The sequence below is a fragment of the Arthrospiribacter ruber genome (assembly GCF_019343195.1).
Lineage (GTDB): Bacteria > Bacteroidota > Bacteroidia > Cytophagales > Cyclobacteriaceae > Arthrospiribacter > Arthrospiribacter ruber.
Genome location: NZ_RPHB01000017.1, coordinates 1 through 14,562 on the forward strand (window position 1 = coordinate 1; position 14,562 = coordinate 14,562).

14 protein-coding genes and 1 pseudogene are annotated in these 14,562 nt (G+C 39.6%); 12 read left to right on the forward strand and 3 right to left on the reverse strand.

All coding sequences use genetic code 11. From position 1 onward, the window contains the following. The 5 genes and pseudogenes from EGN73_RS21995 to EGN73_RS22015 form a co-directional block, all read left to right on the forward strand. A pseudogene (locus EGN73_RS21995) lies at positions 1 to 499 on the forward strand (transposase); the annotation flags it as partial. A gap of 634 nt (positions 500 to 1,133) precedes the next feature. Then, positions 1,134 to 2,072, forward strand: coding sequence for an OmpA family protein (locus EGN73_RS22000; protein WP_219294271.1), 939 nt, complete (start codon positions 1,134 to 1,136; stop codon positions 2,070 to 2,072). A gap of 215 nt (positions 2,073 to 2,287) precedes the next feature. Further along, positions 2,288 to 3,088: an SDR family NAD(P)-dependent oxidoreductase gene (locus EGN73_RS22005; RefSeq protein WP_219294272.1), complete on the forward strand. Its 801-nt coding sequence runs from the start codon at positions 2,288 to 2,290 to the stop codon at positions 3,086 to 3,088. A gap of 28 nt (positions 3,089 to 3,116) precedes the next feature. Then, positions 3,117 to 4,028, forward strand: coding sequence for a helix-turn-helix domain-containing protein (locus EGN73_RS22010; protein WP_219294274.1), 912 nt, complete (start codon positions 3,117 to 3,119; stop codon positions 4,026 to 4,028). A gap of 136 nt (positions 4,029 to 4,164) precedes the next feature. Next, a complete protein-coding gene (locus EGN73_RS22015) occupies positions 4,165 to 4,365 on the forward strand; it encodes a hypothetical protein (RefSeq protein ID WP_219294275.1) in 201 nt (66 codons plus the stop codon). Positions 4,366 to 4,713: 348 nt separating this feature from the next. Here the strand turns inward: EGN73_RS22015 and EGN73_RS22020 are convergent, their stop codons facing one another. Further along, positions 4,714 to 5,073 (reverse strand): winged helix-turn-helix transcriptional regulator, encoded by a 360-nt coding sequence (locus tag EGN73_RS22020; RefSeq protein WP_219294277.1) that lies wholly within the window; start codon positions 5,071 to 5,073, stop codon positions 4,714 to 4,716. Positions 5,074 to 5,170: 97 nt separating this feature from the next. Here EGN73_RS22020 and EGN73_RS22025 point away from each other — a divergent pair, with 97 nt between their 5' ends. From EGN73_RS22025 to EGN73_RS22050, 6 genes are all read left to right on the forward strand, one after another. Next, complete coding sequence (locus EGN73_RS22025) at positions 5,171 to 6,040, forward strand: SDR family oxidoreductase (RefSeq protein ID WP_219294279.1); 870 nt, start codon at positions 5,171 to 5,173, stop codon at positions 6,038 to 6,040. 621 nt (positions 6,041 to 6,661) lie between these two features. Continuing rightward, complete coding sequence (locus tag EGN73_RS22030) at positions 6,662 to 8,515, forward strand: DUF4859 domain-containing protein (protein WP_219294281.1); 1,854 nt, start codon at positions 6,662 to 6,664, stop codon at positions 8,513 to 8,515. A 308-nt stretch (positions 8,516 to 8,823) separates the two neighbouring features. Continuing rightward, positions 8,824 to 9,552 (forward strand): dioxygenase family protein, encoded by a 729-nt coding sequence (locus tag EGN73_RS22035; protein ID WP_219294283.1) that lies wholly within the window; start codon positions 8,824 to 8,826, stop codon positions 9,550 to 9,552. Continuing rightward, positions 9,549 to 10,229, forward strand: a complete 681-nt coding sequence (locus EGN73_RS22040; RefSeq protein WP_219294285.1) for a pirin family protein — start codon at positions 9,549 to 9,551, stop codon at positions 10,227 to 10,229. The genes EGN73_RS22035 and EGN73_RS22040 overlap by 4 nt, the downstream gene beginning before the upstream one ends. A 14-nt stretch (positions 10,230 to 10,243) precedes the next feature. Continuing rightward, positions 10,244 to 11,293, forward strand: coding sequence for a sensor histidine kinase (locus EGN73_RS22045; RefSeq protein ID WP_219294287.1), 1,050 nt, complete (start codon positions 10,244 to 10,246; stop codon positions 11,291 to 11,293). After that, positions 11,286 to 11,996: a LytR/AlgR family response regulator transcription factor gene (locus tag EGN73_RS22050; protein WP_219294289.1), complete on the forward strand. Its 711-nt coding sequence runs from the start codon at positions 11,286 to 11,288 to the stop codon at positions 11,994 to 11,996. The genes EGN73_RS22045 and EGN73_RS22050 overlap by 8 nt, the downstream gene beginning before the upstream one ends. Before the next feature lie 253 nt (positions 11,997 to 12,249). On the opposite strand, the gene EGN73_RS22055 is transcribed toward EGN73_RS22050, so the two are convergent. Together EGN73_RS22055 and EGN73_RS22060 are read right to left on the reverse strand one after the other, a co-directional pair. After that, positions 12,250 to 12,627, reverse strand: coding sequence for a VOC family protein (locus EGN73_RS22055; protein WP_219294291.1), 378 nt, complete (start codon positions 12,625 to 12,627; stop codon positions 12,250 to 12,252). Between the two features lie 60 nt (positions 12,628 to 12,687). Continuing rightward, positions 12,688 to 13,347: an RNA polymerase sigma factor gene (locus tag EGN73_RS22060; protein ID WP_219294292.1), complete on the reverse strand. Its 660-nt coding sequence runs from the start codon at positions 13,345 to 13,347 to the stop codon at positions 12,688 to 12,690. Positions 13,348 to 13,605: 258 nt separating this feature from the next. On the opposite strand from EGN73_RS22060, the gene EGN73_RS22065 reads away from it, so the two are divergent. Beyond that, positions 13,606 to 14,514 (forward strand): NAD(P)/FAD-dependent oxidoreductase, encoded by a 909-nt coding sequence (locus tag EGN73_RS22065; protein WP_219294294.1) that lies wholly within the window; start codon positions 13,606 to 13,608, stop codon positions 14,512 to 14,514. Positions 14,515 to 14,562 lie beyond the last annotated feature (48 nt).

Here is a 14,562-nt window from a genome sequence, read left to right on the forward strand (position 1 = left end):
AATAGTAAGAGGGAAAGAAAAAAAGCCTGTGGAGTTCGGCGCCAAAGCCCACATTCTTCAGGTTGATGGCCTTACTTTTATTGACAAACTGGATTTCAATGCCTTCAACGAGTGTACCAGACTTAAGCTGTCGGTAGCCAAACATAAAAGGTTTTTCGGCCCTGCAAAACAGCTTGGAGCTGACAGGATCTATGCTACCAACAAAAACCGTGTATTCTGCACTGGAAAAAAGATTTTTACCTGCTTCCCTAAAAAAGGTCCTAAAAAACTAAGCAAAGCTGAAAAAAACCTGAGCTCGGAAATATCCAAACAGAGGGCCACTGTTATGGAAGGTGTTTTTGGAACAAACAAAAACTTTTACGGTCTGGGTAAAATCAAGGTCAAAGGGGAAAAGAGGGAGAAGCTGATGATTTTTTTTGGTATTATGACGGCCAACGCTGTTCTGATCGCTAAAAGAAGGAAAGCCAAAGAAAGTCCAACTAAGCAAAAAGCAGCCTAGAAAAGCATCCAAAAAGCAACTTTATGGGATAGGTGTGCCCATACGGAAAATCCAGGTCATTTTCATACAATACCTGACCGTTAATTGTACTTTTTCAACCCTAAATTGACTCCTGGATCAAGGGTCTTATACATAAAAAAAGAAAGTAGGATTTAGTTTCAACCCTACTTTCTAATTCCGGAGGAATTTTCCAAGAAGCCCGAAATTACTCCTTTACTATTCATCAAAGCAGCATTGCTGATAGGAATAATTACAATGTTAACTGTTAGTTTTCAATCTATAAAAGCTGCATATGGGAATCCTGCTAAAATACTAAAGGGGGATTAATTTAATTCCATAACCAAAGCATCCGTCAATTAAATCTCAAATCCACTATGCTTTTGGGTAGATTTGAAATGATTCAAAATCATACTCAAGGAATTATACAGATAGCAAATCGAATTCTAATCCTTACATCAATTGGATAAGTGCACAAGAGGAGACTGTAATCTAAACTCTGTCTAAAACTTTGATAATTGTTAAACATAATGATAGGCAAAACCGTATTCAATTGATATTCATTTTTTTTTAAAAAATCTAATTAGTTTTAATTTTATCTTTTACAAATTTTTATTAATACAATTAAACTCAGGCCATGAAATATATAACTTTATCAATTCCGCTTTTGATTATTACAGGCAATGTTTTTGCTCAGGAAGACATTCCCGGCTCAAGTGATCATCAAGTCATTTCCAGATTTGAAGGTTCTCAGATTCTAAGGTATTCCGATAAAGAATTTGAAAGTTTCACTTATCCCTTATCCAGTGAAATGGAGAATTTCAACACTCTTGCAGAAACCAAATCTGAAGAAGGGCGTTTGGTTTCCATTGAATACATCACTGGTCAGGGTGTAAGTGCAACCCAGGTGTTTAGGACCTACTATAAACAATTAGAAGATGCTGGATTTAAAATAATCTTCTCCTGTCAGAAAAAGGATTGTGGCAGTATGCCGATGCATTTCACCAGGAATTACTTGTTTAACAGTTCTTCAAAGTTAGGCAATGTGATGACAGGACAGGGAGGAAGTTATTTGGTTGCGCAAGGGGTCAAAGATGATCAGGCCTATATTGTGAGTTTGGTAGTAGGTGAAGAACGCCAGAATGTGTCGCGTTACAGGTTGGATATCGTTGAAATTGAAGAGCTTGACGTAGATAAAGTGAACGTTGAATCAATGGAATCCACCTTATCGAAAGAAGGTAGATTTGTACTTGAAGGTATACTTTTCGAGTTTAATAAAGCTGAACTGCTTCCAGAATCCAATGAAGCTTTAAGCTTAATCGCTGAGTTTCTAAAGGAGAATCCCACAAAAAAAATTATGATAGTTGGACACACAGACAATGTGGGTGACCATGAATTCAATTTAAACTTGTCTGAAAAAAGAGCAAATGCTGTGGTCAATGAGTTAATAGAATCATACAGCATAAGTAATGATAGAATTTTGGCAATGGGAGTAGGCATGGCTTCCCCAGTCAGCACAAATGAAACCGATGAAGGTAGGGCAAAAAACCGTAGGGTGGAAATTGTATTGAGGTAAATCCTGAGCTAATAATTGTATATTCCCATCAAGAATGATCACAATTGTGCAAAGGTTAGATAGACCGGCAAAAGTAAAATTAGCCTGGATAATTCGGAAAGAGACCATAGCTCAATTGCTCCACCCTCCTATTGAACACAAACACCCGACTTTTGGACACTTTTAAGTTGATGGCCTACTGCAACTTTGTAGGATCAATTTAAAAAAGAACAAAAATGAAAATAACGTTAATAACAGGAGCCTCTGGTGGGATAGGCGAAGCGATAGCCAACCGTTTGGCAAAAAGGAAGCACAACATCTTGTTGGTAGCCAGAAATGAAGCTAAGCTCAAAACCTTGGCGGGACAACTTGCAAAAGAACATCAAGTTTCGGTGGAATATATTTCAACAGATCTATCCAAAGCAGGTGCCGCACAAAATCTCTTTGAGGAAACACAGGCGCGAAAACTAGAAGTCGAAATGCTTATCAACAATGCCGGGGTAGGCTCCGGTGGCGAGTTTGCCGCATTGTCTGTGCAGTCTGAACTGGATATGTTGCAGCTAAACATTTCCTCACTGGTTTCGCTCACCCATTTGTTCCTGCAACCGATGAAAGCACGCAATAGCGGTACCATCATCAATGTGGCTTCTGTGGCCTCCTTTATGCCAATCCCTTACATGACGACTTATTCGGCAAGCAAAGTTTTTGTCCGCCACTTCACTCAGGCATTGACCCAAGAATGTAAACCCTATAATGTGCACGTCATGTTGCTGTGCCCCGGATTGACCAAGACCAATTTTAACAGTGCTGCCGGCTTAGAAAACGAAATAGGCAAAGGACTGGGTACGGAGTATAGTGGCTCCACCCAAACACCCGGTCAAGTGGCCGATGAAATGTTGAAAGCATTGGATAAGAGAAAACATTACATCGTTTCGGGCAGAATAAACCGGATGGCTACTCGCTTGTCGGCACTTTTCCCCAATGCTGTTTTGGCCAAAAGCTTCGCCAACTCGTATAGAAAAAAGCTGGGCAACTAATCTGCAAATTTTATTTAAAAAGAAAGCCATGAATGCTGATACACTGACCATCCATTTCAAAAATATTGCTGAGTTTCATCAGGTAGCTGGTGTTTCCAAACCGAAGCACCCGCTGTTCAGCATTCACCGTTTTGAAGATTTACCCCCGGTAGAAGTTGAACGACGCACAAAGTTGATCGTCGACTATTACCAAATCACTCTAAAAACAGCATGTCCCTGCAAAATGCAATATGGGCAAACCCCTTTTGATTTTGATGAAGGGGTCATTTCCTGTTTTGCCCCCAGGCAAGTGAGCATCATTGAAAAGGATTTTGCCTTTGCAAAAGAGGGTTGGCTGATCAATATCCATCCAGACTTTTTAAGGTCATATCCCCTCAGTCAAAAAATAAAGACCTTCGGTTTTTTTGATTATGAGGTGAACGAAGCCTTGATCCTCTCAGAGGAAGAACAAAAATCTGTAGAAACCATTTTTGAGCAGATAGAAAGAGAGTACCTGCTACCTATCGATGATTTCAGTCAGGATGTGATGATTTCCGCATTGGATTTGCTTCTGACGCACTTCAACCGCTATTACAAGCGGCAGTTCATCACCCGGAAGGCGCAGAACAGCGACCTTTTAAACAAAGTGGAAAATATTTTGAACAGCCACTTCCTCGATACCAATGAACAGAAATTACCAAGTCCTGCCTATTTGGCTTCGCAATTAAACCTATCGCCCAAGTATTTGAGCGATTGCCTCAAGCAACTCACTGGACAGACTACCCAACAGATTATCCATGAAAAGCTGATAGAAAAAGCAAAAGACATATTAGCTGCCACGGAGCTTTCGGTCAGCGAAATCGCCTATCAATTGGGCTTCGAGTATCCACAATCGTTCAGCAAATTTTTTAAAAACAAAATGAATATTTCGCCATTGGAGTATAGAAAGTCTTTCAATTGAATTCAACCAGAATTATGACAGGTTTCACAACTCCAAACAAGGAACTTATTGTCAAAATATTTATTTCTTAAGTATTTCGTCGATCACAAACACACCGTTTGTGATATAAGAAACATCTTAAATTTTGAAACGAACCATGATCCTTCTTATAAGCATCACATTATTGATGGTACTTGCCATTTTCCTTTATACACTTCAGCCAAAATATGGCAAAGCTCCAAGTGGAGAGCAACTGGCATTAATACAGGCATCCCCTAATTTAAAAAACAGCAAATTCCAGATCATTGGTTTTACGTCTATCAAGACTGAAGGCTATTCCATGATAGAAGTGGTATGAAACAGCCTGTTTAAAAAATTACCTGGGCAAAAACCTTTGGAGACTAAGCCTACGATCAAGACAGAATTATTGAACCTTTCTAAGGAAAAAGATGTGCTGCTGAGGTTTGGACATTCATCCTATTTTATACAGCTTGATGGTAAGCGGTTTTTTATAGACCCCGTTTTTAATGGCAATGCCTCACCCTTTCCCTTGGTAACAACTAGGAATAGGTAAACAAGTAAACTTAAATGATGAGGGTCAGCTTTTTCAGCAATGGTGGATTGGCGTCAAATATCATGTCAAAAAAATCGATTGTGCTCAGGCATTGAATCTATTCATCTCAAGAACGGTCACCAAAAAATAAAACTATCCTGTAATCACCGCCTTCCTGTGCTGTATGCCCCATTCTACCATTTTATCAAGCACCTCTGTAATCGATTGTCCTGAGTCCGTTAGTGAGTACTCTACCATCACGGGTGTGGAATCATGTACCGTCCTTACCAACATGCCATTCAATTCCAGCTCTTTGAGTTCTTTGCTCAACATCCTAGGGGTTATTTTGGGTATGTTGCGCTGTATGTCTGTAAACCTTTTTTTCCCAAACAGGATAGAACCTAAAATGGGTAGCTTCCATTTGCCACTGATCACATTAAGCGTATCATTTATTGACAATACATACTGAATAGGACAGTTTTTCACCTCTTTGAGGGCATCTATTTTTTCCATGATGTTTAAATTTACTGCTATACTTTAGTATACTACTATACTTTAGTAAGCAAACTTACTATACCTTTGCTTCATATTCATCAAAATAATAAAAAACATGATACTGATAACAGGAGCAAGCGGAAATTACGGTAAATCAACGATAGACTTCCTTTTGGAAAAAGGAGTACCTTCCACCCAGATCAAGGCATTGGTTAGGGATGAATCAAAAGCATCACATCTAAAAAGTAAAGGCCTTGAATTGCGCTTTGGGGATTATGACAACTATGAACAACTGGTAGAGGCCTTTGCTGGAATCGATAAACTTTTATTGATCTCAGGGTCTGACCCTTTTAATCGCGCCAAGCAACATGAAAATGTGATCAATGCCGCTAAGGAGGCAGGAGTGCAACATGTTATATACACCAGCTTTGAACGCAGTAACGAGACTGAGTCCTCTCCGATTTGGTTTATTGCCAGCTCCCATATTGCTACAGAGAAACTACTCATAAGCAGTGGCTTGAAGTACACGATTTTCAGAAACAACCTATACTTAGATATTCTGCCTTGGTTTTTCGGAGATAATGTACTCGAAACAGGGATCTTTTTACCGGCCGGTGACACCAAAGCAGCCTTAACACTCCGAGATGATATGGCAGAAGCTACCGCCAATGTTTTGTTGTCGGAAGGACACGAAGACAAAGTATATGCATTCAGTAATACAGAAAATGTAAATATTCAGGAGATCGCAAAAGACTTAAGTGAAGTAGTGGGAAAGAATATCCCATATATTAGCCCTTCTGTAGAAGTATTCACTGAAACTTTGACCAAAGCTCAAGTTCCCAATGAATTCATTCAAATGTTTGCAAGCTTTACCAGTGCCATCAAGGAGGGAGAATTTGAAGTCAGCACCACTGATTTAGAGACTTTACTCGGCAGAAAGCCTACAACAGCAAAGGAATACCTATCTAGCGTATATAACGCATAAAGCATTGTATTCAAAGCCATTCGATCGCATCGCCGGTGAAAATAAATGAAGACAGACCGTCATTGATTATTGCAAATCATCAAGCTTAAAAAATACCGGAAACACCCTCATATTAGGGTGTTTTTTTTTGTAATTAGACCTGCATCTTAAAACTTGTATTATAAAAATGGCCATGGTGATTTCGAGTAGTAGAACCATATAAATGTCGACATTAAGATCAACCCCATTCTGTTTTTGAAGCAATGTATTGATAACATCATTTCAAAGACTCTACTTTTTCCTGATTGATATTTTTGAAGTTTTGTAAAAGTGGATGAGTTAAAAAAACAAAGCCCTCTCAATTGGACCAGTTGCTTGCCATTGACCAATACTATATTGTCTTCAATTCCCACAAATTGATGCCAACCTTGCTAATCATTTTAAACAAGGTGATTTTTAGTTAATTGACTACAAAGACACATCAATATTGTATTATTCTGATAATCATAAGTTTAACTAGATTTAAAAATTCAGAACAAAGAATACGAAAGGTAATACCTCCATTAAATTTTAGCACTGTTCAGCCAACAGTATAAACTGATTGAGCCATTTATCAATAGCATTCATTAACCATCTATACTTATGAGAAAAAGCAATTATTCAAATGTAAAGGAAAGAATGTATTTCCTATTATGTGTTATCCTGATTACATTTTGGTCAGCTAGCTGCACTGATGAGCTTCCTGTTCCGGAATCCGAACTAACCGAACCTAATGATCTTGAAATCTATATACCTAAAGAGTTTTCAGATATGGACATGTCAGATGACGCCAGCACATGGAGCTTTAAGAGAAGCAGACAGTCCGATCATTTTATAGTGTTCTGGGATAAAAGATATGGTGAGAATGATCCGAATTCTGCCGAAGTTCCTGATTTTTTTCGGGTTGACATAGACAATTTGTTGGAAAAAGCAGAGTCTTATTATGCACTTAATGTCTATGATTTAGAATTTGCCAAAAAAGGTATCGGTGAGTCAAACCTGGACAAATACAAAATGATGATATTTTTGTATTATGAAGAGGAATGGATGGCTTATGGAGCAGGTTATGATGATGTAATCGGAGCCCTTTGGATAAGTCCGGCAACAAGTAAACCAGTTGGACACGTTATTGCGCATGAAATAGGCCATAGTTTTCAATACCAAGTCTACTGTGACCTGAAAGGTGGAAGTGGCTTTCGTTATGGTTTTGGAGGAAATGGCGGGAATGCTTTCTGGGAGCAAACTGCTCAATGGCAGGCTTTACAATCCTATCCAGAGCAGATTTTTACCACACATGATTTTCAGGTTTATATCGAGAACTACCACAGGCATCTCTGTCATGAGTGGTATAGATATGCAAGCTATTTTATCCATTATTATTGGGCTGAGAAACATGGGAAAGAATTTATTGGTAAACTTTGGAGAATGGCTTCCGAACCGGAAGACCCTATTCAGGCATATATGAGACTGAATGGTATTTCTGTAGAGCAGTTCAATGATGAAATCTATGAGGCGGCCAGTAAAAATGTCACTTGGGATATCGAAGGGCTGAGGGAATATGGTACCAGTCGTATAGGACATCAGAAATTCAACTTTCAAACATTAGAAGATGGAAGTCACCAAGTGGCATATAATTTTGCCCCTGGGACAACGGGCTACAATGTTATTCCACTTAGTCTACCTGAAACTGGCAGTACCGTAACTGCCAGCTTTACCGGATTGGTCAATGCTCCTGGATACAACACTGTGGAAGATGCCAGCAGGGCAGGATGGCGATACGGCTATGTGGCACTTCTTGAAAACGGACAAAGGGTTTATGGAGCAATGAATCAAGGTGTCACTGGCACTGTCAATTTTGAAGTCCCCCAAAACTGCAGCAAGCTCTGGTTTGTCGTCACAGGTGCACCCAATAGCTATCTTCCACATCCTTGGGATGAAAATGAATCCAATGATGATCAATGGCCTTACAAAGTCAAATTCACCAATACAAATATTAATGGCATGGTAGATTTACCTGATGGTGCAACGCCAAGTGATAAAACCATAAGTATAGATGTGAATTTTCCGGTAAGCGAGACTTCCTACGATGGGACTACTGTCTCCTTGGACATGACTGATCTGGCAGAGGCTTTCGTGATGCAGCCCAACGAAATTATTTCCAAATTTGGAGAGAGTATCCAATTTTTCGGGGTTGAGAGCAACGGAACTCTTAATAGCACAACCACTGCAAATGGTTATGGACATTGGTTTGATGCAAATGGCAATATTTGCAATTGGGGAAATGATGCTGTAGTCTATTCAGAGTTCAATGAAACCAATTTCACCTTTAATATTGGTCAATATCCGGGACATAGCCAGCCAGGAAGCACCTATACCGTAAGCCAAGCTTTAGTTTATACTTACCAGCCAGGCCAGACTGTCCAGGCAACAATAACCTTCAACATAACCCTTGATTAAACTGATGGGCACTTCCAAAAACCTAAATCACAAAAACACCTTTGTGATTTAGGTTTCTTAAGAAAAGGAACTCCACAGAGAAACCCTCAATCCAATCTTTCTTCCGGATAGCCTACTGGTGAAACAGATTATAGTTGGAAAGAGGGTTTTTAAAGTTATCATCAGGTAAAGAACAGCGATTTACGAAGTCTCCCATCAATTTGAGTGACATTAATCTCAAAAACACCTACGTTCATCTCATTTAGCCTTTTCCATATATAGGGTATTCAGGTTTTACTGTTAGTTAGTAAAACAAAAATCAAACAGTTATGGAAAGAAAAGAATTTTTAAAGAAGCTTGGTGTTGGTACAATGATATTCCCGCTCTTTAGCCGGTGTCTACAACCGGACAACCCGAATCACGATCCGACTACTGAATTCAATGAAGGTGGTACCAACACCTCCTGTGTGCGTACAGTTTCAGAGACGGCAGGTCCTTTTCCAACCAAGAACCCCGGAACACTGGTAAGGGAAAATATTGTAGGTGATAGAACAGGGATAGCCCTTGATATGGAAATGACCATTCTGAATATAAACACAAATTGTGCGCCGCTTGAAGGGGCAATTGTAGATATCTGGCATTGTGATAAGGATGGGTATTATTCAGAATATGGCGGTACACAGATGCAGCAAGTCGATTTCAGCAACAATAGTTTTCTAAGAGGGCGACAGACTTCTGATGAAAATGGTAAAGTGGCCTTTACTTCAATTTTCCCTAGCTGGTATCAGGGAAGGGCTACACATATTCATGTACATGTATTCAATAAATCAGGCAATTCTCTATTGGTAACACAAATAGCTTTTCCAGAAGGCAGCAACAGTGCCGTTGTACATGTCAATGCAGCCACACAGTATGGTTATACTAAAGGCATGAACGGCTATACCTACAACTCAAATGACAATGTATTCAGCGATGGTGTGGCCACCGAAATGTGCAGTATTTCCGGCAGTGTCTCGGGAGGGTTTTCATTGGTACACAACATTGTTGTATCCGCATGATTATCAAGCAAAATACTAGGATAATCCTTTCTGAAAACCGAAAAAACAGCTACCAAAACGGAAAGGTTCTTTCTAAGGATTCTATTACCTACAAAAGAAGCCCCACTGAGCCGACCAGACATTTTGGGCCTTTAAGGCTATTCAGGGAAGTGACTGTTGCCGAACAGCAAAGTGAGAAGTTCATTTTTGATGAAGCCATACAGATACTCATTCTACCTATCATTGGAACAGTACAAGTAGCATGTGGGGATGATACTTACCTAGTTGCGGTAGATGAATCTTTGATAATCCACATACCTGCTGACACAGCTATCTCCTTAGTGAATAATTATAAGAGTTCAGCCATCCATTATTTGGTAGCAGGTTTTGTCTATGACCACCCTATTACTGGATTCTCAAAGTTTAACCTTCAGCCTGACAAGTCCATCTCACTGTTTGAATATAAAAATGAAAATGGTTTCTTGAATATCCATATAGGTAAGTGGCGGGGCAGGTCTTCAGGTACTATCACCCCTAGTTCGAAGCATGTATTTGCTTTTGTAATTCAGGGAGCCATTGAAATGGAAGATTGCCTGCTGCAAAAAGCTGATGGTCTAGCCATGTATGGCAAAGAAATCATTAATTTTGAGGCACTGTCAAGTGAGGCAATTATGATCTTTTTAGAATTGAATTCATAGCGAACCTTTATTGTATGATCACTTTCAAGAAAAAAATTTCGCTTCACCTTTTGGGTATTGCTACATTCCTGTTGCTACCTATTGTCTTATCTCCTACACCTCATGGCATTCCCATGTTCAATACCTCTCAACCAGCTAAAAGGGACTTTTTAGCTGGCATTTTAATGCTTCTTTATTTTTATCTCAACTACTATATCCTCACGCCCAAGCTCTTCATCAAAAAACAATATGTTTCATTTGCATTGATCACAGGTATAGCCATTTTAACCATCATACTTTTACCTTCTTTACTAACTGGTTATTTACCATGGGCAGGCAGACCCCTACCTCCTGAAACAGATACCACTCTTTTCTCTATGCCAGAGCAAAGCAATTTTCTGCATTCCGTGAGTCACAACATCCTGCTATTTATTTCAGTGATTTTTCTTTCGATTTTATTGAGGGTCCAGGCTTATTATTTCAATGCTGAAAAAGCGAAGAAAGAAATGGAGATCATTTCTTTGAAAGAACAGATCAATCCTCATTTTCTCTTCAACACCTTAAATAACATTTATGGCCAAGCAATAGAAGATAACGCAACAAATACTGCCTCAAGTATTCTAATGTTATCAGGTTTATTAAGGTATGTGGTTCATGAAGCACAATATAAGTGGGTAACTGTGAAAAATGAACTTGCATATCTTGACAATTATATCAAACTTCAAAAAGGGAGGTTAGGAAAAGAAATAGGCTTAAGCTATATAGTCACCGGGAATTTTGAGAAAAAATTAAAAATAGCTCCGCTTATTCTGATCCCATTTGTGGAAAATGCCTTCAAGCATGGCATTAACCCAGATAAAAAATGCGTAATCAACATCAGTATTTATATTGACAGCGATAAATTGACGCTTACTGTGTTTAATCTAAAAGTAAATGAAGGTCTTATGCTTCATGAAAAAAGTGGTACCGGTATGAAAATCACAAAGGATCGATTAGAAGCCCTGTATCCAAATAAGCACGAACTGGAAATAGAGGATGAAAAAGGATATTACAAAACTACCTTAACCGTGGAACTGCATGATTAGAGCCATTGCTATAGATGATGAACCTATGCCATTGAATATTCTGACCAGGTATTGCTCAACGTTTACAGGTATCAGCTTATTGGAGACATTCAATAGTGTCAAAGCAGCCAGGGAGTGGTTGTCCAAGCATAAGGTAGACCTGATTTTTTTAGATATAAATATGCCTTCTCAATCAGGTCTGGACTTCATCAGGTCAATTGAAGGAGAATATCATGTGATATTTACCACAGCGCATCCTGAATATGCCTTGGAGAGCTACGAGCTTCAAGCGATTGATTACCTACTTAAGCCCTTCAGTTTGGAAAGATTTCTCCAAGCCATAGAAAAAGCAGTGGTTTTCCATCAATTTGGCAAAGATCAAAATGCTTATGATATTTTTATCAAAGTAGATGCTACCACAATTAAAATCCCGATTTCAGATATAACCTATATAGAAGCTAATGCCGATTATCTTAAAGTACACAGGAAATACCACAAGATGGCCCTTACAAGAATGACCATGGGGAACATCTCAAGGCTATTGCCTGATAGTTTTATAAGGATACATCGTTCATTTCTGGTACCGATCCATGAAATTGATCAATGGTCAAATAAGGCCGTTTTTGTAGCAGGGAGAGAGATACCCATAGGGAAAACTTACGTGAACGAAGTGATTGGCTGTCTGAAAAGGTTAAAGCAATCCTCTTTTTTAAAACATGATTGAGATGCTTACAAGTAGGATATTAGTTTAGCTTTTAATCGTCACATTTTTGTTGAAATATTCTTTTGGATAAAAATTATCTTAAGTTGATGATTTTTCTGTTGCGGAGAAACTGAAAGGGAAAACAGGGTTCTGATTCATGACAAAGCATGGCTAGGAAAAATCAACTGAATAAATTCAGGAACTTAAATATACACGATCATAAAATCCGGACAAGCCTTATCATCAGGCCTGCCCGAATTTTTCACGCCAAAGTCTATTTTAATGGCAATGAACCAAGTTGGTAGAAAGCCAAAGGATGCCCATCCGGATCCTTGAAATCAGCACTCCATCCACCAGGAGCTTCAGAAACCGGGTTCACAATCTCCACTCCCTTCTCAGAGAGGCTTTCTAATACGGTCTCCATATAACCATCTTCCAGCTCAAACACAATAATTGGCGATCTGCCGATTTGCTCTTCCCCTTCAAAAAACATGAGCTCGACCCCATTACCTAACGTTGCCATCAGCCAGTCAGGTTCGTCTCCTCCGGATTGCCGCTCCACTTGGATGCCTAAGATGTCCTTGTAAAATTTTTCTGTGCGATTGATGTCTTTGACGTTGAATACCACGCCAATGCCTTGCTTAAGTTTCATTTTGTTTGTTGTTGTTTTGTTATATGAATCCTTTAACAAAAGGGATACTTTCCCTTGTCCTTATAGTAAGTTGCCGCCACCCCTCTTTTTGTGAGCTGGTTTTCCAGAAAAAATCAATAAATTTCCATCAGGGTCATGGCTCCCGATGACTTTAATATCCTCATCTAATTGTGGAAGGTGCTGTTGAATACTTTTGACTAAAGATTGCCTTAGCAACCCTGTTTCCAAGAGGTGAACAGGGCTTCGCACTTCAGTCTCCAAATCATATTCTCTCAAATAGGCATCCCATTTTTGACGAATCGAAGTCAATCTTTGCCGAAAGGCAGTATCCGTAATATCAAGTGCATACATAATTTCCTGTCTGTTCAGTCCGGAGTTAATCAAACGGCACAGCACCCTTAGGGATGGGATCAGCTGGAGGATAAACTTTTCCGGGACACTCACTTCAAAGGCTGAACAATGTTCTATAGCACCAAATTTCTCTTCTCTTTTGCGTCGCCGTCCTTCACTACGGGCTACAAAAGCTGAATGGTTTCTGATGAAGCCTTTTCCCCATAAAAGAAATTGATCACCCTCTATCTCCTTTCCCGATTGAATGGCTGTCAGGAACATGTCCTGGATCACATCTTCAATTTCATCTTGACGGCGCACATACCGCTTGGCATATTGGAGTAATTCAGTGACAAGGGAAGAATCTTGATTAGGAAAATATTCGATCATAATCAACCGGATGGTATTACCATTAAATGCGTTTCAATTTCTAAAAATACAAATTTCAAAACACCAGTTTCCCTTGCATAGCATTTAATTAAACCTTCTTCCTCCAAAGGAAAAATAATTGAACTTCGTATTATGTTTATGCAACTTAATTGCATAAGTATGGGTTTGTTTTAAATTGAGATATAATCAATGGAAAAATCAGATATAAAATTGGAAGCAAGCAAACTACCATTTCCACTACCAAAACAAAACTGCTCTATGCCAGAAACCACTCAATTTGACGTCATCATCATTGGAGGCAGCTACGCCGGATTATCCGCTGCCATGGCTTTGGGCCGGGCATTGAGAAAAGTTTTGGTAATAGACAGTGGTTTGCCCTGCAACCGTCAGACCCCTCACTCCCACAATTTCATCACCCAAGATGGCGAAAAGCCACAGGATATTGCTGAAAAAGCCAGAGCGCAGGTCATGAAATATGACACTGTACAATTCCATTATGCCCTCGCCAATAGCGGAAAGCAAATTGAAAATGGATTTTCCATCACTACCGAAGAGGGCAAAGTATTTACATCTAAGAAACTGATTTTTGCCACTGGCATCAAAGACATTATGCCTGATATCCCGGGCTTCTCCGCTTGTTGGGGCATATCGGTGATTCATTGCCCCTACTGTCATGGTTATGAGGTGAAAGGTGTGCCAACCGGGATTTTGGCCAATGGAGATGTTGCCTATCACTATGCCCAACTCATACGCAACTGGACAAGAGACCTGACTGTTTTTACAAATGGAAAATCCACCCTGACTCCGGAACAGAGCGAAAGGATCAGCAAGCACAACATCCACATTGTAGAAAAAGAAATCGACCATCTCAAGCACAACAATGGTCACTTGAGCCAAGTGCAATTCAAAGACAATACTTCCCTTGATGTCACAGCCATTTATTCAAGACCTGAACAAAAACAGCATTGTCCGATCCCTGAAATGCTGGGCTGCGAACTGACTGAGCATGGATTCATCAAGGTGGAAATGACCCAGAAAACCACTGTGGAAGGAGTCTTTGCCTGTGGGGACAATTCCAGCCCAATGCGCTCAGTAGCCAATGCCGTGGCTTCAGGAAACCTCGTCGGAGCCATGGCCAACCATGAGTTGACCTCTGAGGAATTTTAAACCTGTTGGAAGGAATAAGCATCCTGCTGTCATCATAGCTTCGGATCT

Excerpts from the sequence above, each read along its gene's own strand:
- EGN73_RS22010 (WP_219294274.1), top strand. The coding sequence starts at position 3,117 with ATGAATGCTGATACACTGACCATCCATTTCAAAAATATTGCTGAGTTT.
- EGN73_RS22015 (WP_219294275.1), top strand. The coding sequence starts at position 4,165 with ATGATCCTTCTTATAAGCATCACATTATTGATGGTACTTGCCATTTTC.
- EGN73_RS22020 (WP_219294277.1), bottom strand. The coding sequence starts at position 5,073 with ATGGAAAAAATAGATGCCCTCAAAGAGGTGAAAAACTGTCCTATTCAG.
- EGN73_RS22035 (WP_219294283.1), top strand. The coding sequence starts at position 8,824 with ATGGAAAGAAAAGAATTTTTAAAGAAGCTTGGTGTTGGTACAATGATA.
- EGN73_RS22040 (WP_219294285.1), top strand. The coding sequence starts at position 9,549 with ATGATTATCAAGCAAAATACTAGGATAATCCTTTCTGAAAACCGAAAA.
- EGN73_RS22030 (WP_219294281.1), top strand. The coding sequence starts at position 6,662 with ATGAGAAAAAGCAATTATTCAAATGTAAAGGAAAGAATGTATTTCCTA.
- EGN73_RS22050 (WP_219294289.1), top strand. The coding sequence starts at position 11,286 with ATGATTAGAGCCATTGCTATAGATGATGAACCTATGCCATTGAATATT.
- EGN73_RS22025 (WP_219294279.1), top strand. The coding sequence starts at position 5,171 with ATGATACTGATAACAGGAGCAAGCGGAAATTACGGTAAATCAACGATA.
- EGN73_RS22060 (WP_219294292.1), bottom strand. The coding sequence starts at position 13,347 with ATGATCGAATATTTTCCTAATCAAGATTCTTCCCTTGTCACTGAATTA.
- EGN73_RS22005 (WP_219294272.1), top strand. The coding sequence starts at position 2,288 with ATGAAAATAACGTTAATAACAGGAGCCTCTGGTGGGATAGGCGAAGCG.
- EGN73_RS22000 (WP_219294271.1), top strand. The coding sequence starts at position 1,134 with ATGAAATATATAACTTTATCAATTCCGCTTTTGATTATTACAGGCAAT.
- EGN73_RS22055 (WP_219294291.1), bottom strand. The coding sequence starts at position 12,627 with ATGAAACTTAAGCAAGGCATTGGCGTGGTATTCAACGTCAAAGACATC.
- EGN73_RS22065 (WP_219294294.1), top strand. The coding sequence starts at position 13,606 with ATGCCAGAAACCACTCAATTTGACGTCATCATCATTGGAGGCAGCTAC.
- EGN73_RS22045 (WP_219294287.1), top strand. The coding sequence starts at position 10,244 with ATGATCACTTTCAAGAAAAAAATTTCGCTTCACCTTTTGGGTATTGCT.